Origin of the sequence: Halobacillus sp. Cin3, from assembly GCF_947311855.1 — a bacterium.
GTDB classification, from domain to species: Bacteria; Bacillota; Bacilli; order Bacillales; family Halobacillaceae; genus Halobacillus; species Halobacillus kuroshimensis.
In genome coordinates this window covers 121545-139453 of record NZ_CAMZMV010000002.1, presented here as the reverse complement: position 1 = coordinate 139453, position 17909 = coordinate 121545, and the positions used below count along the sequence as shown (strand labels likewise).

Below are 17909 nucleotides of genomic sequence, written 5' to 3'. Positions count from 1 at the left end.
TGTAATGCCATTTATTACTGACGTATACGCACGTGAAGTCCTTGACTCTCGTGGTAACCCAACAGTAGAAGTTGAAGTTTATACTGAATCCGGAGCTTTCGGTACAGCTCTAGTCCCAAGTGGTGCCTCTACAGGTGAATATGAAGCTGTAGAACTTCGTGATGGTGACAAAAACCGTTACCTAGGAAAAGGTGTTCAAAACGCCGTTGATAACGTGAACGAAAAAATTGCTCCGAAACTTATTGGTATGGATGCAACCCAGCAGGTGATCATCGACCAGATGATGAGAGAGCTTGATGGTACAGAAAACAAAGGAAACCTTGGTGCCAACGCGATCCTTGGTGTCTCCATGGCTGTTGCCCATGCAGCATCCGAAGTGGTTGGACAGCCTCTTTACAAATATCTTGGAGGATTCACAGCGAATACTCTTCCAACACCAATGATGAACATCCTTAACGGTGGAGAGCACGCGGACAACAACGTGGACATCCAGGAGTTCATGGTTATGCCTGTAGGAGCTCCTACTTTCAAGGAAGCTCTACGCATGGGTGCGGAAATTTTCCACTCCCTTAAGAAAGTACTAAGCAGCAAAGGCTACAACACTGGTGTCGGTGATGAAGGTGGATTTGCTCCTGACTTAGGTTCTAACGAAGAAGCTCTTTCTACAATCATTGAAGCGATTGAAGCAGCTGGCTACAAGCCGGACGCTGAAGTGAAGCTTGCGATGGACGTTGCCTCTTCTGAAATTTATGAAGATGGTAAGTACAACCTGAAAGGTGAAGGCGTTGTACGTACTTCTGAAGAAATGGTTGACTGGTACGAAGAGCTTGTGAACAAGTATCCAATCGTTTCTATCGAAGATGGTCTTGATGAGAACGACTGGGAAGGTACGAAACTTCTTACAGACCGTATCGGCGACCGCGTACAGCTTGTAGGTGACGACTTGTTCGTAACCAACACGGAAAAGCTTTCCCGTGCGATTGAAGAGGGTGTAGGAAACTCCATCCTTATCAAAGTGAACCAGATCGGTACACTTACTGAAACATTCGAAGCCATTGAAATGGCGAAGCGCGCAGGCTATACTGCCGTCATCTCCCACCGTTCTGGTGAAACAGAAGATGCTACGATCGCTGATATCGCTGTTGCGACAAACGCCGGTCAAATTAAAACAGGTGCTCCGTCCCGTACGGACCGCGTAGCGAAATACAACCAGCTTCTTCGTATCGAAGATCAGCTGCTTGGTACGGCCGTTTACGCTGGTGAGAAAGCTTTCTACAACCTGAATAAGTAATTCTGCTCAAAAGCCTCTCTGATGGATTCAGAGAGGCTTTTTTATGTGATAAACTAGATACATACGTTAATGGAGTAGGAGAACGATCACGAATGAAGAAGTTCATTGCAATGGGAATGATCATCACTCTGTTGTACAGCGCATACACGGCTTATTCGGTATGGACCTTCGGGGAAGGCAGCCAGCCGCCTGAGGCGGATGCCGCCATCGTGCTGGGAGCTGCTCAGTGGAATGGCAAGCCGAGCCCGGTTTTTGAGGGGCGCTTGAAGCAGGGAATTGAGCTGTATGAAAAAGGGCATGTGGACTACCTGATCTTTACAGGCGGGAAGAGTGAGCAGGCCGCTTCCTCTGAAGCAGAAGTAGGACGGGAGTATGCTTTGGAAAAAGGGGTCCCTGAGGAAGATATCCTTTATGAAGACAGCTCTTTGATGACAGAAGACAATATCATCAACGCAAAGGAAGTAACAGAGGAAAAAAATTTAGAAACGTTTTTAATTGTCAGTGACCAGTTTCATTTAAAGCGGGCCGTCGCTATGGCAGAGAGTTATGGGATGTCTGCCAAAGGTGTACCGACCCAGTATTCAGCTTATCAATCGCTGGATACGAAGCTGCCCTTCTTCCTCCGGGAGTGGGGGTTCTGGATGGGGCACCAGCTGACCAATCTGCTGATTGTTTGAGGTGAAGAAGATGGAATTAGGCGAAGCGGTGAAAAAACGCCGTTCGATTCACGAATATGAACCGAAACTTGTGGAGGAAGATGTGCTGAAAAATATCTTCCGTACAGCAGCATGGGCGCCGACCCATCGGATGAAAGAGCCATGGAATGTTCATCTTTACCAGGAACAGGGGAAAGAGCGCTATGCAGAGGCTGTGCTCGACAGCTATGAGCGTCAAGGATTCTTTCAAGGCTATGATGAAGAAAAATCCCGGCAGCTGAAAAAAGGGATTGGTGATTTTCTACTGCAGATTCCACACCACGCTCTCATTTACATGCCAAAGGACGAAGATGAGCGCAAGTTTGAAGAAGACTATGCAGCCGTATGTGCGTATGTTCAAAATGTCCAGCTGCTCGCCTGGGAAGCTGGTGTAGGCGTACTCTGGACGACCAGTCCTTATCTTCACGATCCAGAGTTTGCAAAGGGAGTAGGTTTAGACCCATCTTTCTATAAACTGGTTTCTGTGCTTCAGATCGGCTATCCAAAGCGGATCCCAAAAGCGAAACAACGCACGGATATTGGAGATAAAATGAAGGTTATTCGAACATAAAAAAGCTGACACCCTAGCGGGTGTCAGCTTTTTTTGCTGGTTGTACAGCGTCTTTATCCTCAGGCAGAGGGTCGACGGTATGGTTATATTCATAACCTTTATGAACAGCCATTCCGAATAATGCAGCAATGCCCAGGACAATACCAATACTGACAATCATAATGACTGCGAAAGTCAATAGCTTCACCACTTTCGTCCTTGTAATGGCAGGGGTCATTCACAACAGGCCGGATTCATTGTCCCTCGCCCTTTGAGGAAAATTATTTCATCTGCGTTTTTTCTTTGATGAAGGCAACGACTTCTTCGGCTGTCCCCATAGAAAGAATTTCATCTTTATAAGCAGCGAGTTCCTTCTTGGACAGATCCTTGATCTGTGTACGGGCAGGAAGGATGGACGTGGCACTCATGCTGAACTCATCCAGGCCTAGTCCAAGCAGGATCGGGATGGCGATCTCATCGCCGGCCATCTCTCCGCACATGCCGGCCCATTTGCCTTCTGCGTGTGCAGCTTCAATGACATTGTTGATCAGATTCAGAATCGCCGGGTTGTATGGCTGATACAAGTAGGATACGCGCTCGTTCATACGGTCGGCAGCCATTGTATATTGAATCAGGTCATTGGTTCCGATACTGAAGAAATCCACTTCTTTAGCGAACTGGCGGGCAATGACAGCTGTCGCTGGAATTTCCACCATCATACCGATTTCAATGCCATCAGCAATGTCGTACCCTTCGCTTGTCAGGTTGGCACGCTCTTCTTCAAGGATCGCTTTAGCCTGACGGAACTCATCAAGAGTAGCGATCATTGGGAACATGATCTTCAAGTTTCCGTGGACGCTTGCACGCAGCAGTGCACGCAGCTGAACGCGGAAGATATCATCACGCTCCAGGCACAGGCGGATCGCACGGTACCCGAGGAACGGGTTCATTTCTTCAGGAAGGTCGAGGTAGGAAAGCTCCTTGTCTCCACCGATATCAAGCGTACGGACGACAACAGGCTGTTCACCCATTTGTTTCAGTACTGAGGAGTAGGCTTCAAACTGCTCTTCTTCGGTTGGGAGCTGGCTCTTGCCCATGTATAGGAATTCTGTACGGTAAAGGCCGACACCTTCGCCGCCATTGTTCAGAACACCTTCAACATCTTCCGGAGTACCAATGTTCGCTACAAGCTCCACATGCTCTCCTTCAGAGGTAAGGGTAGGCTCGTCTTTCAGCTTCGCCCACTCCTGTTTCTGCTTCTCGAAGTCTTCCTGCTTCTGCTGGTAAGTGGAAATCTGTTCTTCAGATGGATCAACGATTACGTCCCCGTTAATGCCGTCTACAATAATCATGATATCCTTTCCAGCTTTGGAAGTGATTTCTTTTGTACCGACAACGGCCGGGATTTCAAGAGAGCGGGCCATAATGGCTGAGTGGGAAGTACGTCCGCCAATATCTGTTGTGAATCCCTTGACGAACTGCTTGTTCAACTGAGCAGTATCGGAAGGTGTCAGATCATCCGCTACAATGACAACTTCTTCATTGATAAGTGCAGGGTCCGGGAAAGTAACGCCGAGCAGGTGAGCCATTACGCGTTTTGTGACATCATTGATGTCTGCAGCGCGTTCGCGCATATACTCATTGTCCATGTTCTTGAACATATCGATGAACATATTCGCTGTTTCGGAAAGAGCTGCCTCTGCGTTAACGTTATCATTTTTGATTTTGTCTTCGATCGGCTGGATCAATTCTGGATCACTAAGAACGAGCAGGTGGGCAGAGAAAATTTCTGCATGCTCATCACCAAGTGATTTTTTTGTATGGGCCTTGATTTTTTCAAGTTCTGTTTTTGAGATCTCAAGTGCTTCTTGAAGACGGGAGATCTCTTGTTCCGGATTTTCTACTTTCTTTTTATCGAAAGAAAGGTCCGGAGCTTCCAGACGGTAGACTTTTGCGATGGCAATACCGCTGGAAGCTGCAATACCTTGAAGCTGTGTCATGCTGTTATTCCCCCAAGCTTTCATTCTTCATTGTTGTTTCCAAGTGATCGATCGCTTCCTGTTCGTCACTGCCTTCTGCCGTGATTTTCACTTCGGCATTAGCTGGAATCCCAAGGCTCATGATGCCCATGATGGACTTCAGGTTAACGGATTTTTCTTTGTAGTGAAGATTAATATCAGACTCGTACTTCCCGGCGTTCTGGACTAGAACGGTCGCAGGACGAGCGTGTACACCATCAGCAGATGTGATTGTAAAAGTTTTTTCTACCATAGTAGATATCCTCCTTATAAAAATTGGTTGTTATTGAATTACCCTAACTTTCTTATTTTAAGCCTTTCGGAGGTCTTTTTTCAAGAATCCTACGACAATTGCAGAAAGAATTGACCCGGCAATAATAGCCAGTAGATAAAGAAGGATCTGTCCGACTCCACCTTCAACAAGTGGAGCTACGATAATACCGCCGTGCGGGGCGCGGAGACCGATACCGAACAACATTGTCAGCATACCTGCAAGCGCACTTCCGGCAACCATGGATGGAATGACACGAGCTGGATCGGCGGCTGCGAATGGAATCGCACCTTCCGTAATGAAGAAAGCACCGAGTGGGTAAGCAGCCTTACCTGTTTCGCGTTCTTCTTTCGTGAATTTATTTTTGAAGAATGTTGTGGCAAGTCCCATAGCAAGTGGTGGAACCATTCCACCAGCCATGGCAGCTGCAATAAACGTATAGTTCCCAGCATCCAGCGCTGCAATGCCGAATGTGTAGGCCGCTTTGTTGACAGGGCCTCCCATATCGACCGCCATCATGCCGCCCACAATCAATCCGAGCAGAGCGAGGTTGGAACCGCTCATGGAATCCAGAAGATCAAACAACCACGTGTAAACGCTTGTTAAAGCCGGGTTGATCAAGAGCATAATCATACCTGTACCGAAGATGGCGAACACAGGATAAAGCAGGACTGTTTTCAAGCCGTCCATAACAGCAGGCAGGCCTTCGAGCATTTTCTTCACGCCAAGTGTTAAATAACCAGCAAGGAAACCAGCAATAAGTCCACCTAAGAAACCGGAGCCATTCCCTGCACCTTCGACGGTCTGTGTAATGGCAATCAAACCACCGACCATACCAGGAGCAAAACCAGGTCTGTCCGCAATACTGGATGCGATAAAGCCGGCCAGTACAGGGACGAGCAGGAAGAAGGCATTGGCGCCGCCGATAATGCTGAGCATTTCAGCGAAGCGGTTGTATTCAGCACTGTTCGGATCGGCTGAGTTGATTCCCCAGAAGAAGGAAATCGCAATCAGGATTCCGCCTCCGACAACGAATGGAAGCATGTTGGATACACCATTCATTAAATGCTTGTAAAAGCCTGTCCGCTGACCTTTTTCACTGGAAGATTCCTTGGAGCCGCCTCCACTTCCTTGAAAGACAGGAGCATCCTGATTCAAGGCTTTGTTGATCAGTTCCTTCGGCTCGTGAATCGCTTTGGCTACAGGCACTTCAATGACATGTTTCCCTTGGAAATCTTCCATATCCACCTTTGTGTCAGCAGCTACGATAATAGCTGCTGCGTCAGCGATGTCTTCTTTCGTCAAACGGTTCTTTACACCGCTGGATCCGTTCGTCTGTACTTTAATCGGTACGCCCATTTCCTTCGCTGTGGCTTTCAGCTTGTCAGCAGCCATGTAGGTGTGGGCAATTCCGGTCGGACAGGCGGTGACAGCCAGGATTTTTCCAGAAGGCTGATCATTGGCCTCCTCTTCAGGCTCTTCGTCCTCGGCTTCTTTCGCATTAATTGCTGCAATGATTTCCTCTTTCGTTTGAGCGACTTCCAGCTGCTCACGGAATTTATTATCCATCAAGAAAGAGGATAGACGGGAGAGTGTTTCCAAGTGCGTGTTGTTTGCCCCCTCGGAAGCAGCAATCATAAAGAATAAATGTGTCGGCTGGCCATCAAGGGACTCATAATCAAGGCCTTCCTGTGAGCGTCCGAATGCAATGGCGGGATTTTGCACGGCGTTTGTTTTTGCGTGCGGGATGGCAATGCCGTCTCCAATCCCTGTTGTGCTCTGGCCTTCTCTATCTTCGATCGCTTTCTTAAAGCCACCGCGGTCGTTTAAACGGCCGGCCTCATCCAGCTTATCGACTAATTCATCGATCGCTTCCGGCTTTGAAGAAGCGGACATGTTCAGGACAATCGTCTCTTCTGTTAACAAGTCTGTAATTCTCATTTCGAATCACTCCTTTATTGAATTGGTGATACGTTGATTTGCTCAAGCAGCTGAAGAACATCCTCCTGCTGACAAAGGTCATCCTGAAACGCTGTAGCACTCCCTGATGCGACTCCGAATCGGAAGGCCTCTGCTATGGACTTTCCTTCTGAATAGGCAGCGAGGAATCCCGCAACGACGGAATCACCGGCTCCTACTGAGTTTTTGACGGTCCCTTCAGGAACATTGGCATACCATTGTTCTTCCCGCCCCACATATACAGCTCCCTGGCCGCCCATGGAAACGATCACGTTTTCGACTCCTTGTTCTACCAGTTTCTTCCCATATAAAGCTGCATCCTCAGGGGTATTGATTTCTGCATTAAATAAATCCCCCAGTTCATGATGGTTCGGCTTCATGAGGAACAAGGTCTGTCCCAGAATCTGTTTCAACGCTTCTCCTGATGTATCGAGAACCACCTTTGTATGATTTCTTTCGCAGATCGTAGTAATCTTTTCATAATAATCTCCCGGAAGAGAAGAAGGAACGCTGCCCGCGAGGACTAAGATGTCCTCACTGGTCAAATGCTGAATCTGATCCAGCAGTGCCTGCTGCATGTCTTCAGCCAAGGCAGGTCCCGGACCGTTGATTTCTGTTTCGTCTCCAGATTTCAGTTTTACGTTCACCCTTGTTTTTTGACCGGTGTTCATAAACTGGTGCTGGACACCTTCTTCGTCAAGGAAATCGCTGATAAAGTCACCGCTGAAACCACCGATGAAACCGAGAGCCCTGGATTGGACACCCAGCCGATTGACGACCCTGGAGACATTGATGCCTTTTCCTCCAGGATAGAAAAATGTCTGCCCGGCGCGGTTTAATCCACCAGCCTCAAATGAATCCACATGCATGATGTAATCGATGGATGGATTCAGCGTGCAGGTATAAATCATGTTGTCACAACCTTTATATTCGTTTTTTCGGCATAGTCCATGTATGTCGTGCCGTTATCATTTGTAATAATATCTGCCTCATGTATGTCTGCGAACTGGGTGAACGACGTTTCGCCGAACTTGGTATGATCGGCTAATATGAAACGTTCGCGCGAGAGCTGCAGTGTCCGCTGTTTAATCGCTGCTTCCTCTGGATCCGGAGTCGTAAAGCCGTCCTCCAGCGTAATCCCGTTGACCCCCATAAAGCAGTTGTCAAATCGGTACTGCTTGAGATTTTGTAAAGCTCCTGCTCCTACAACAGCCCCGGTGCGGGATTTCACCAGCCCACCGAGTACATACGTTCGAATGCCATGGTCCGTAAGAGCCAGCAGGTGATCCAGGCCGTTGGTTACCACGATAATATCCTTCTGTTTTAGAAAAGGAATCATTTCGTAAGTTGTCGAACCAGCGTCAACAAAAATCGAATCACCATCTTTAACGAAAGAAGCGGCATAGGAAGCGATGGCCCGCTTTTCCTCTTGGAGTTTCGTCTGCTTGTCCTTCATGGCTGGTTCATCGGCAGCAGACTGCTTGATCGATGCTCCGCCGTGGACACGCCGCAGGTGACCTTGTCTTTCCAATTCATCAAGGTCGCGGCGGATGGTTGACTCTGACGCCTGAGTAACATCGACGAGCTGTTTAATGGATGCGGTCTGATTGTTTTTGACTGTTTCTAATATCCGCTCGTGTCTTTCAGGTGTAAGCATTGGAGTCATCTCCTTGGTCTTTATACTTGTATTATAAAGAAAGCCCTTTCAAAAAACAAGCATATTCTTTCAAAAACAATCAAAAAACATCAACACCAATCATAAGCTTTCTATTAAAGGAAACGGGATGTTCTTGCCGGCTTTCGGCTTTTATGCTACATTTAAAATAGTTATTTGTACGTCTTTAGGAGGTGTTCGAACATCATGGAAACACTTGTTATCACTTTGCTGACCATAGATACAATCGCACTTATCGTTTTAGTACTACTGCAATCCGGAAAGAGTGCAGGGTTGTCCGGAGCTATTTCCGGTGGAGCTGAGCAGTTGTTCGGAAAGCAGAAAGCCCGCGGAATCGATGCTGTTCTGCATAGATCGACCGTTGTAACCGGAGTCCTGTTCTTCGTTTTGGCTTTCCTTACAGGCTATATCGTTTAATGGATGACAGCTGAACGTTAAAAACCACGCGTTTATACAATGCGTGGTTTTTCTTTTTTTATCAGGGAAGATATATGGATGCAGCTGATTTTTTCTACATAATTCCCTGGAAGGTCTGCGTGGGTTCTCTGCTGATCGTTGGTTCAATCCCGTTCCGAAATGCAGAGGTTTGTTGTGGGAACCAGATGGGAAATCTGATCATAGGTTTAATCCTTCCGGGAGACGGATACGCAGAATGTGCCAGGGCGGTGTAATTTTGGTAAAATAGAATACATTGCTGAAAAGAATGAAATTTATCAATATAGGACATAGATGAAGTAAGGAGAGAATGAACATGAAGATCAAACAACCTCAGCCATTTACGTTTGAGGGAGGAGACCGTGCGGTATTATTATTACATGGATTCACCGGCCACTCTGCCGATGTGCGCATGCTGGGCCGGTTTTTACAGAAGCACGGGTACACCACCCATGCCCCTATTTATGCCGGTCATGGCAGAGAGTTTGAAGCTCTGCTTGATGCAAGACCTGAGGACTGGTGGAACGATGTACAGGAAGCGTTGAACCACTTGAGGGAACTCGGATATAAGGAAATCGCTGTGGCAGGATTGTCTCTTGGCGGGGTCCTGGGACTGAAAACCGCCTATTCCGCTCCAGTCAAAGGTCTGGTCACGATGTGTTCCCCTGTTTTCTTCGATAACGAAAAACAGCTGACGAAAACGTTCGAATTCAAAGCACGTCAGTATAAGCAGCTGGAAGGAAAAGATGAAGAGACCATTGAAAAGGAAATCCAGGAACTGCTTGATGAATCGAAGGAAATGTTCACGGAACTTGGCGGATTAATTAATGAAGTACACGACAACATTGATCAAATTTATACGCCGACCTTCGTGGTACAGGGAACACAGGATGATATGATCAATACAAGCAGTGCCGATTATATATACGAAGAGGTAGAAACAGACGATAAACAAATCAAATGGTACGAAAATTCCGGACATGTCATTACGATGGACAAGGAAAAAGAAGAACTGCATGAAGATATCCTGCAGTTCCTGAATTCTCTTGACTGGTCCTGACGCGTCTGGTCCTTCACTCAAAAGGAGGTAAGGCAATTGACGACTGAATTAAAACAACAGATTTTAAACTTATTTAAAGAAACCGCTTCGAAGCCTCTATCTGTGCAGGAATTGCAGGATACGATGGAACTTGGAAGCTCTGAGGAATTTAAAGTATTGATGAAATCCTTAAATGAATTGGAAGAAGAAGGAGAGCTTGTCCAAACGAGGAAGAACCGTTTTGGACTTCCGGAAAAAATGAACCTGATTCGCGGCCGCATTCAAATGCATGCGAAGGGGTTCGCTTTTCTGATTCCTGATGATGAAGACAGCGACGACGTTTATATTCACCATTCCGACCTTCATTCAGCGATGAACAATGATAAAGTCTTCGTCCGTATTGAAAAACGGAAGGAAGACGGATCGCGCCCTGAAGGTGCCGTCATCCGTATATTGGAAAGGGCTACGACAAGAGTCGTGGGTACGTATGAGTCCAGCCGCAACTTTGGCTTTGTCATCGCGGATGATAAGCGGATTCCCAATGATATCTTCATTCCTAAATCCCAGAACAACGGAGCTGTAGACGGTCACAAGGTTATTGTGAATATTACCAAGTTTCCTGAGGATCGGATGAGCGCCGAAGGAGAGATTGTAGAAATCCTCGGGCACAAAAATGATCCGGGAATTGACATTCTTTCAATCATTCATAAACACGGGATAAAAATTGATTTTCCAAACGAAGTTCTGGAGCAGGCAGCAGAAACGCCTGACCAGATCAGCGAGGACGAAATCAAGAACCGCAGAGATCTGCGGGACGAGACGATTGTAACGATTGACGGGGCCGATGCGAAGGACCTCGATGACGCCGTTGCGGTGAAGCAGCTGGATAACGGGAATTATCATCTTGGTGTCCACATTGCGGATGTAACCTATTACGTCGGTGAAGGCTCTGCGATTGATCAGGAAGCCAGACAGCGTGCTACAAGTGTGTACCTCGTTGACCGGGTTATTCCGATGATTCCTCACAGGCTGTCCAACGGCATCTGCTCACTCAACCCTCAGGTGGACCGTCTCACTCTTTCCTGTGAAATGGAAATCAGTCCAAAAGGGGAAGTTGTTTCCCATGAGATTTTCCAAAGCGTAATCAAAACAAACGAGCGTATGACTTATAAAGATGTCAACGAAATCTTAACGAACGAAGATCCTGCCTTAATGGAAAAGTATAAAGATCTTGTTCCGATGTTCCAAAACATGGAAAACCTTGCTTCGATTCTCCGTGGTAAACGGATGGACCGCGGCGCGATTGATTTTGACTTCAAAGAAGCGGGTGTTGTCGTAGATGAGGAAGGAAAAGCCGTTGATGTGCGCCTGCGTGAGCGTTCAGTAGCAGAACGTCTCATTGAGGAATTCATGCTTGCAGCGAACGAAACGGTTGCTGAACACTTCCACTGGATGGAAGTCCCATTCATCCACCGTATCCACCAGGAGCCGGCTGAGGATAAGCTGCAGACGTTCTTCGACTTTGTAGCCAATATGGGCTACGTCGTAAAAGGAACGGCGGACAGTGTCCACCCTCAAGCGCTGCAGAAGGTGCTGGAAGAAGTGAAAGGTACGCAGGAGGATATGATTATATCCAAACTGATGCTCCGCTCCATGCAGCAGGCGAAATATGATCCGCAGGGACTTGGGCACTTCGGACTTGCTACAGATTATTATACGCACTTCACTTCCCCGATCCGCCGTTACCCTGACTTGATCGTCCACCGGTTAATCCGGACGTATCTGGTAGAGAAAAAGGTGGATTACAAAACGCGGAAGCATTGGAAAGACCAGATGCCTGAAATCGCCCGCCACTCTTCGGAAATGGAGCGTGCGGCCGTTGATGCCGAGCGTGAAACCGATGACCTGAAAAAAGCCGAATACATGCAGGATAAAGTCGGTGAGGAGTATGAAGGTGTCATCAGTTCTGTCACCAGCTTCGGCATGTTCGTCGAGCTGCCGAACACGGTGGAAGGTCTTGTCCACGTCAGTACATTGACTGATGACTATTACCACTTCCATGAGAAGCAGTATGCGATGATCGGGGAACGGACTGGAAATGTGTTCCGGATCGGTGATGAAGTCACCATCCGTGTTACCAACGTCAATATTGAGGAAAGAGTCGTTGACTTTGAAATTGACGGGATGAAGCCGCGTAAAGAGCGGAAGCGTCCGGAACGTCCGAAGAAGATTGAATCCAAAGGTCCCGACCGGAAAAAAGAGAAAAAGAAAAACAAACAGAAAGGGAACAAACCTTTCTATAGAAACAAAGGCGTTCCTAAAAAAGGACGTAAGAAAAAGAAATAGATAACAAAAGACGCGCCGGAGGGCGCGTCTTTTCAGAATGTAAAAAAGTCCGTGTTATTCAGTTGGAATCGGCCGGATGTTGTGGTGAGGGGGCACGTTCCGCTTATCGGTGAATGCTGATCCCGCAGGCGTCACCACCGAACGCTCTTCACGCCGACGTAGGCATTTATAGAGTGAAATAGACGTGTCATATGCAAAAGAAAATGTTGAGCGCAGATTCAAAAGAACGGCATGAGCTGAGCTATTGTTGCTTGAGTGGAAAAGAATAAGGGAAGGAACAGGCGCTGATGACGGCTTCCTGCCAAAATATGAAAAAGATTGTCCTCCTTCCAGCGAGGGTGAGCTGGGTGAAGGAGAGTCTTTTGCGAACTAGAAGAACGCCCAAGGGGCTTTCGCTCCTGGCGGTAAAAAAGAAAAAGCTTGTAAAGAAACAGAGGTTTCTCTACAAGCTGTAAAGACGCGCCGGAGGGCGTGTCTTTTGTTTAGGCACTTAATGTGTGCTGAACAATGGCAACATCTTTTTCGTTTAAGTGGCGGGCAGACTCTTCAAGGTCCAGATCCACATAGGTGGACCATAGAGAGAGTTCCTCCTGCGGAACAATGTGGTTGTTCAAAATGTGGCCTTCATTTTCAGAACGGATGTGATAGGAAATGAACAATTTCCCTTCCATCAATTCGCGGTCGTGGGAGACAGAAACAATCATCCAGTTATCTTTTACGGATGATTCCCAATCAGATGCCAGTGCATCTTCAGCAGTAAGTTGATACACAGATGGTTCGTTATGATCAAAAAAGACAATGACGCCTTCTTTATCCTTCGTAATATATCCAGGGTTCTTCCAGGAATGACGTTTCAAAGCATGACCTTCATCTAACATTTGCGCGGCTTTCATAAAGTCCATTGCAATAAGTCCTTTCTCGTGGAAATTTTCACCTTATGGATTTTATAGACTGCAAACGCTTCCTGTCAACCGTTAGAATGAAGTTTTCACCCATTGTCCATATAAGATCCAAGGATCCTGCACATCATAGGGAGTCAGGTCAGGGATGTTTTTAAATCCCAGGGGTGAAAAGTCGATCCAGCATCCAGCATTGCCGGGGTTCTGCCCCCAATGCTCAAGGACCGTTTCGAAAAAGCCGGGTTGTTCATAATGATCATCCCAGAAATATTTAACGTGGGAGTAGTCGTATTTCTTTGTGTCATTTTTGATGATGATGAACCGCTGGTGGTCGGGACTGATATAGAAAGAAGAGTCGCCGAGGTATTGATCAGTGAAAAAGGCTTCATCATATGGGAAGGGATAATAACATTCATAAGGGAAGGTGCCGAGAGCGTTGCTTTTTACCGCCTGAAGGAGCTTCCGCTTCTCTTCCAGAGTGTGAACCGCCCTCCACACTCTCCCTTTGGTGTGTCCAGTCAAAAAATCCGGCCGCTTTAAGGTAAGGTAATGGCTTACAGGACCTTGATCAAGCCCGAGCTTTCCAAGGACCCTCCTTGCCGGAAGGTTTCCGATGTGTGTATTCGCACCCAGCCAGCGAATGCCGGAGGAAGTGTTTAATTCGTTAATGATGGCGGAGAGAAGGTAGGTGGCGTGGCCTTTAGCCAGGAACCGCTGATCACTGCGGAGCCTCCCCAGCATGGCAAACTGCTTTCTTCCAAATAAGCTGTAACCGGCCACAGACAGCATCTGTTTGTCATGGAATAAGCCGAACAGTCTATGGTCTTCAGAGGTGACAAGGCGCTCAAAAATCCGGACGACGTAATCGTCCTCAATGCCTGTTTCCATCGCCTGAAGGCTGTATATATCATCCACGGTCAGCGTTTTGACCTGGAGTACCTGATTCATCGGTTCTGCTCCTTTCTTCTTCTATTTCCAACTTTATATTCTCACAATTTCAATGAGGAAGTCTATGGAGAGGCACCCGCTTTCACCAATAGGTTATCCGTTGGAATCAAAGAAGTCGGCGTGGTACAATAAAGGGACGTAACAGAGGAGGAAGTCACTATGCCTAGAGGAAATGGAAAGACGTTGGCTCAGAATAAAAAAGCCCGCCATGACTACACGATAGAAGAAACATTTGAAGCAGGTGTGGTTCTGCAGGGGACAGAAATCAAATCGATCCGTAACGGACGGTTGAACTTAAAGGACAGCTTCGCCCGTATTCATAAAGGAGAAGTATATCTGCATAACATGCACATTTCTCCATATGAACAGGGGAATATTTTCAACCATGATCCAACACGGGCGCGTAAGCTTCTGCTGCACCGCAAGGAAATCAACCAGTTGATTGGACAGACCCAGCAGAAAGGCTATTCCCTTGTTCCGTTGAAGGTTTATATTAAAAACGGCGTCGCTAAAGTTTTAATCGGCCTCGGTAAAGGGAAGAAGAAATATGACAAGCGTGAAGATTTGAAGCAGAAACAACAGAAGCGGGAAATCGACCGCGCAATCAAGGAAAGCTTGAAGTAAGCACCCCCCTTGAAAAAATATTTTAATATGCTATAATAATTATTGTCGTTAATTCGACAAGCAAGACGACAGCTTGGCTGTTCTCTTTAATCCTAACGGGGACGTTACGGATTCGACGGGGATAGGTCGAGCCCGGGTCGCGAGTCGAGTGACGCCTCGTAAACCGTCATTTGCCTAAATATAACTGGCGAATCTAACGAAAACCTAGCTGTAGCTGCGTAAGTAGTCTATAGCTGATCCTTCCCGGCATCGCCCATGTGCTGGATGAAGGGTCTCAAACTGAAGTGGGCTACGCGTTTTTCCACCGCCTGAGGAAAAACGAAGAGACTAAACAGGCTAGCTGCTTGGAAGCCTGTTGATAGGCTGAAGAGACAGTGAACTATAAATATATCAACTACGCTCGTAGAAGCCCGGGTGCCGATATCTCCGGACGTGGGTTCGACTCCCACCGTCTCCACCAATACATATATTGGTGGTTTTTTTATGAGAAAAAAAGAAAGCGTCTTCAGTGAGATTCATGACTTTTAACAAATATGCTTGTGAGTCATTCGCTATAACGGCTCTCTAAACGTTTGGGTGGCCGGTGTGTTTTTTTGCAGGTGCGTGTCTCTGAAGGAGAAATCTTGTTTGTGAAGAGGATACTTTAGGGAAGAGAGTCTCCATTTCAAGTTCTGAAGGGTGCTTATGCCTGTGTTGAAGATGTGGGTGTATAATTATACGCAGTTTATAAATGATGCGATGACCGATCAGTCAAAATGTCCTCCAACTGAAACTGGATGGCTATCTGTTGACTACTTGGTCACTTGTGTGTATGATAGAGTCATAATCATATAACGTCCTTCTAAGGGGAGTAGCTTTTACGGTAACGTCGTCATTACAGAGACTTGTCTCTCGGCTTTATCGGCAGCAGATGCTGTTAGCAAGACCTTACCACTATGGTACAGGTCCCCTTTTGTCTGAAACGATCTGTACCTTGTACAGGTCGTTTTTTATTTCTTTAAAAGGAGAGGAACAGAGTGAACTTACAATCCATGAAAGTTTCCATGCCGACGTATATGTCTAAGGAATTTGAGAAAATGGAAAAAATTACAGAACCAAAAACGAAGAAAATGCGGAGGTATTCGCTTGTTTCTCTATTTATGCTCCCGATGGCTGTGTTTAATATCATCAGCCTTGTCTTCTTCACTGAAACGATGGCGGTCGTCCCGGTTCTTCTGTTTAGTGCCGCGGGGGCTGTGGCTTTAGCTCTTCAAAAAGAAGTGAAGGTTCTATTGAAAGAAGTGCAGGAAATGATGGTCAGTTATATGAAAGAGCGGATGGATAAGGCAGCAGGGATGAATCCGATCAGACTCAACCGATTCAAAACAGAACTGGAAAAAAATCCGAACCAATCCGTTAAAGTGTTTGCAGAATTTCTCGAAGCAGAAAGAGAGTGGTCGGGCGAATGAATAAAGAAGAGGTCGTAGAAATGACAAAGCTGCACATAGGAGAGTGGAAGGACCTTTTGATCTTGTATAAATTTGGTCTGGATGAAATCAACACAAAGTTGAAAATTCTTAACGAAGAGTTTAAATACATGTATAACCATAACCCTATTGAGCATTTAAAGTCGAGAGTGAAGGACCCTGCCGGCATTACAGAAAAGCTGAAAAGAAAAGGCTGTGATCCTACTAAGGAAAATGCCCGGGAATATGTTCAGGATATCGCGGGGATCCGGATCATCTGCTCCTTTGTTTCTGATATCTATAAGATCTATGACATGCTTGATCAGCAGGATGATATCCATGTGATTGAGGTGAAAGACTACATCGAAAACCCAAAACCGAACGGCTATAAAAGCCTCCACCTTATTTTGGAAGTCCCTGTGTTTTTATCCAATCGAACGGAGATGGTCAAAGTTGAAGTTCAAATCAGAACGGTAGCGATGGATTTCTGGGCAGGTATCGAGCATAAGCTGTACTACAAATATGAAAAAAGCGTCCCCGATCATCTCGCTGGAGAGCTGTTGAAGGCTGCGGAAACCGTCCATGCGCTGGATGACAAGATGAGCGGATTGAAAAAAGAAGTGGATCTGCTGGAAGCGTCACACGTTTAACCAATGAAAAAGGTGGGGTGGGCAAAGATGGAGAAGCGCACGGTCAATAAGAAGCGGGACGCGTTTATCAGCCGTCTTAGAAGTCAGGGCGTGAACATACAAGTGACGTCAAAAAAGAAAAAAGAGGTGAAGCCGCTGCTGGACCTGGATGTACCGAAATGGAAAAATGCCTTTCATTGATAAGAAAAAGCCGCCTTGAACGGCGGCTTGCTTCTCTACATATAATGGGCGCGGATTTGTGTGGAAAGATCTATATATTCATCATATCTTTCCAGGTTAAAGACCATTCCTTTTATAACGGCTGGTCTCGGTGCATCGGATTTCAACTCCTGAAGAAGAATGTCTGCTGTATCTTTCAAATCCACATCATCCCTCTGGTCATAAATTTCTTGAAGCTGGAAGACGATGTCTTCGAACTGGTTGAACTGGTAATTTTCAGGGATGACCCGTTTAATGACTTCATCTGTTATGACAGGGCAGTCATGGCCGCTTTCAAAACCTTCCATAATGGCGTCCATTTTGTTGGCTATTGACTCCGCAACCTTCAAAAGACTGAACTCCATTTTATCCATGATCATAAGGTCCATGTAAGTTTTGAATAGGCTTTGGACGGTCAGGCTCGCTTCCCAGGCGTAGGGTTCCGCCCCGGGCCCGTAAATGGCAAGGATATGATTGCGGTAGAACAACACGGAATGATAGCGCATCCGTCTGATTAAATTCTCAATCATATCGTTGAACGGGATCACCTGCTCGCGCACCTGCATGATGATGAATTCACGGTGGTCCGCCACTTCCTCCATGGACACCTTCAATTGATGGATGAATTTTTCCTTTGGCGGCATAGGGGTGGAAGATACTTCATTGATTCTCTTCTGCATCCGCCTCCAGTAATGTTCGAACAATTCGTAAAGAAGGTCATCCTTTGTATCAAAGTGAAGATAAAACGCTCCCTTGGAAATATTGGCTGCCTTTGCGATTTCTTGAACGGATGTAGAGCTGAATCCTTTTTTAGCGAATAATTTTATAGAAGTCTCGATGATGTTAAGTTTTTTCTGATCCATATA

At 46.5% G+C, this 17909-nt stretch carries 19 protein-coding genes and 1 other RNA gene; 11 read left to right on the top strand and 9 right to left on the bottom strand.

The features are described from left to right. Positions 1–4: 4 nt before the first annotated feature. The 3 genes from eno (at position 5) to QMA39_RS08850 (ending at position 2557) form a co-directional block, all read left to right on the top strand. Entirely contained in the window at positions 5–1291 is a 1287-nt protein-coding gene (gene eno / locus QMA39_RS08860; protein WP_160838360.1) for a phosphopyruvate hydratase, read from the top strand. A 92-nt stretch (positions 1292–1383) separates the two neighbouring features. Continuing rightward, a complete protein-coding gene (locus QMA39_RS08855) occupies positions 1384–1968 on the top strand; it encodes a YdcF family protein (protein ID WP_281658448.1) in 585 nt (194 codons plus the stop codon). A gap of 10 nt (positions 1969–1978) precedes the next feature. Continuing rightward, positions 1979–2557: a nitroreductase gene (locus QMA39_RS08850; RefSeq protein WP_281658447.1), complete on the top strand. Its 579-nt coding sequence runs from the start codon at positions 1979–1981 to the stop codon at positions 2555–2557. A 13-nt stretch (positions 2558–2570) separates the two neighbouring features. Here the strand turns inward: QMA39_RS08850 and ytzI are convergent, their stop codons facing one another. The 6 genes from ytzI to QMA39_RS08820 form a co-directional block, all read right to left on the bottom strand. Then, entirely contained in the window at positions 2571–2744 is a 174-nt protein-coding gene (ytzI, locus tag QMA39_RS08845) for a YtzI protein (protein WP_156896521.1), read from the bottom strand. Between the two features lie 73 nt (positions 2745–2817). Then, on the bottom strand, positions 2818–4536 hold the full coding sequence (gene ptsP / locus QMA39_RS08840; protein ID WP_281658446.1) for a phosphoenolpyruvate--protein phosphotransferase: 1719 nt from the start codon (positions 4534–4536) through the stop codon (positions 2818–2820). Positions 4537–4540: 4 nt separating this feature from the next. Beyond that, positions 4541–4807 carry a phosphocarrier protein HPr gene (locus QMA39_RS08835; protein WP_027956353.1) on the bottom strand — a complete coding sequence of 89 codons (267 nt, stop codon included), beginning with the start codon at positions 4805–4807 and terminating at the stop codon, positions 4541–4543. A gap of 57 nt (positions 4808–4864) precedes the next feature. Further along, positions 4865–6766, bottom strand: a complete 1902-nt coding sequence (locus tag QMA39_RS08830; protein ID WP_281658445.1) for a fructose-specific PTS transporter subunit EIIC — start codon at positions 6764–6766, stop codon at positions 4865–4867. Positions 6767–6780: 14 nt separating this feature from the next. Further along, positions 6781–7695: a 1-phosphofructokinase gene (gene pfkB, locus QMA39_RS08825; RefSeq protein WP_281658444.1), complete on the bottom strand. Its 915-nt coding sequence runs from the start codon at positions 7693–7695 to the stop codon at positions 6781–6783. After that, entirely contained in the window at positions 7692–8441 is a 750-nt protein-coding gene (locus QMA39_RS08820; protein WP_206933515.1) for a DeoR/GlpR family DNA-binding transcription regulator, read from the bottom strand. Before QMA39_RS08820 ends, pfkB begins: the two co-directional genes overlap by 4 nt. A gap of 204 nt (positions 8442–8645) precedes the next feature. On the opposite strand from QMA39_RS08820, the gene secG reads away from it, so the two are divergent. The 3 genes from secG (at position 8646) to rnr (ending at position 12279) form a co-directional block, all read left to right on the top strand. Continuing rightward, positions 8646–8876, top strand: a complete 231-nt coding sequence (gene secG, locus QMA39_RS08815) for a preprotein translocase subunit SecG (protein ID WP_027956357.1) — start codon at positions 8646–8648, stop codon at positions 8874–8876. A 334-nt stretch (positions 8877–9210) separates the two neighbouring features. After that, the gene (locus tag QMA39_RS08810) at positions 9211–9954 is read left to right on the top strand and encodes an alpha/beta fold hydrolase (protein ID WP_281658443.1); all 744 of its coding nucleotides are present in this window, start codon (positions 9211–9213) and stop codon (positions 9952–9954) included. Positions 9955–9990: 36 nt separating this feature from the next. Next, complete coding sequence (gene rnr, locus QMA39_RS08805) at positions 9991–12279, top strand: ribonuclease R (protein WP_281658442.1); 2289 nt, start codon at positions 9991–9993, stop codon at positions 12277–12279. Between the two features lie 482 nt (positions 12280–12761). Here rnr and QMA39_RS08800 read toward each other — a convergent pair whose 3' ends face one another. Both QMA39_RS08800 and QMA39_RS08795 read right to left on the bottom strand, forming a co-directional pair. Continuing rightward, complete coding sequence (locus QMA39_RS08800) at positions 12762–13181, bottom strand: hypothetical protein (protein ID WP_027956360.1); 420 nt, start codon at positions 13179–13181, stop codon at positions 12762–12764. 72 nt (positions 13182–13253) lie between these two features. Further along, complete coding sequence (locus tag QMA39_RS08795; protein ID WP_281658441.1) at positions 13254–14126, bottom strand: N-acetyltransferase; 873 nt, start codon at positions 14124–14126, stop codon at positions 13254–13256. 159 nt (positions 14127–14285) lie between these two features. On the opposite strand from QMA39_RS08795, the gene smpB reads away from it, so the two are divergent. The 5 genes from smpB (at position 14286) to QMA39_RS08770 (ending at position 17025) form a co-directional block, all read left to right on the top strand. Continuing rightward, positions 14286–14750, top strand: a complete 465-nt coding sequence (gene smpB / locus QMA39_RS08790) for an SsrA-binding protein SmpB (RefSeq protein WP_027956362.1) — start codon at positions 14286–14288, stop codon at positions 14748–14750. Between the two features lie 97 nt (positions 14751–14847). Then, positions 14848–15210, top strand: a transfer-messenger RNA (tmRNA) gene (gene ssrA, locus QMA39_RS08785). Between the two features lie 556 nt (positions 15211–15766). Next, a complete protein-coding gene (locus QMA39_RS08780; protein WP_281658440.1) occupies positions 15767–16198 on the top strand; it encodes a DUF5392 family protein in 432 nt (143 codons plus the stop codon). Continuing rightward, positions 16195–16845: a GTP pyrophosphokinase family protein gene (locus tag QMA39_RS08775; protein ID WP_281658439.1), complete on the top strand. Its 651-nt coding sequence runs from the start codon at positions 16195–16197 to the stop codon at positions 16843–16845. Before QMA39_RS08780 ends, QMA39_RS08775 begins: the two co-directional genes overlap by 4 nt. Before the next feature lie 27 nt (positions 16846–16872). Then, complete coding sequence (locus QMA39_RS08770; protein ID WP_156896522.1) at positions 16873–17025, top strand: hypothetical protein; 153 nt, start codon at positions 16873–16875, stop codon at positions 17023–17025. Positions 17026–17060: 35 nt separating this feature from the next. Here the strand turns inward: QMA39_RS08770 and QMA39_RS08765 are convergent, their stop codons facing one another. Further along, positions 17061–17906 carry a TetR/AcrR family transcriptional regulator gene (locus QMA39_RS08765; RefSeq protein ID WP_027956366.1) on the bottom strand — a complete coding sequence of 282 codons (846 nt, stop codon included), beginning with the start codon at positions 17904–17906 and terminating at the stop codon, positions 17061–17063. Positions 17907–17909 lie beyond the last annotated feature (3 nt).

Excerpts from the sequence above, each read along its gene's own strand:
- eno (WP_160838360.1), top strand. The coding sequence starts at position 5 with ATGCCATTTATTACTGACGTATACGCACGTGAAGTCCTTGACTCTCGT.
- QMA39_RS08855 (WP_281658448.1), top strand. The coding sequence starts at position 1,384 with ATGAAGAAGTTCATTGCAATGGGAATGATCATCACTCTGTTGTACAGC.
- QMA39_RS08850 (WP_281658447.1), top strand. The coding sequence starts at position 1,979 with ATGGAATTAGGCGAAGCGGTGAAAAAACGCCGTTCGATTCACGAATAT.
- ptsP (WP_281658446.1), bottom strand. The coding sequence starts at position 4,536 with ATGACACAGCTTCAAGGTATTGCAGCTTCCAGCGGTATTGCCATCGCA.
- QMA39_RS08835 (WP_027956353.1), bottom strand. The coding sequence starts at position 4,807 with ATGGTAGAAAAAACTTTTACAATCACATCTGCTGATGGTGTACACGCT.
- QMA39_RS08830 (WP_281658445.1), bottom strand. The coding sequence starts at position 6,766 with ATGAGAATTACAGACTTGTTAACAGAAGAGACGATTGTCCTGAACATG.
- pfkB (WP_281658444.1), bottom strand. The coding sequence starts at position 7,695 with ATGATTTATACCTGCACGCTGAATCCATCCATCGATTACATCATGCAT.
- QMA39_RS08820 (WP_206933515.1), bottom strand. The coding sequence starts at position 8,441 with ATGCTTACACCTGAAAGACACGAGCGGATATTAGAAACAGTCAAAAAC.
- secG (WP_027956357.1), top strand. The coding sequence starts at position 8,646 with ATGGAAACACTTGTTATCACTTTGCTGACCATAGATACAATCGCACTT.
- QMA39_RS08810 (WP_281658443.1), top strand. The coding sequence starts at position 9,211 with ATGAAGATCAAACAACCTCAGCCATTTACGTTTGAGGGAGGAGACCGT.
- QMA39_RS08800 (WP_027956360.1), bottom strand. The coding sequence starts at position 13,181 with ATGGACTTTATGAAAGCCGCGCAAATGTTAGATGAAGGTCATGCTTTG.
- QMA39_RS08795 (WP_281658441.1), bottom strand. The coding sequence starts at position 14,126 with ATGAATCAGGTACTCCAGGTCAAAACGCTGACCGTGGATGATATATAC.
- smpB (WP_027956362.1), top strand. The coding sequence starts at position 14,286 with ATGCCTAGAGGAAATGGAAAGACGTTGGCTCAGAATAAAAAAGCCCGC.
- QMA39_RS08775 (WP_281658439.1), top strand. The coding sequence starts at position 16,195 with ATGAATAAAGAAGAGGTCGTAGAAATGACAAAGCTGCACATAGGAGAG.
- QMA39_RS08770 (WP_156896522.1), top strand. The coding sequence starts at position 16,873 with ATGGAGAAGCGCACGGTCAATAAGAAGCGGGACGCGTTTATCAGCCGT.
- QMA39_RS08765 (WP_027956366.1), bottom strand. The coding sequence starts at position 17,906 with ATGGATCAGAAAAAACTTAACATCATCGAGACTTCTATAAAATTATTC.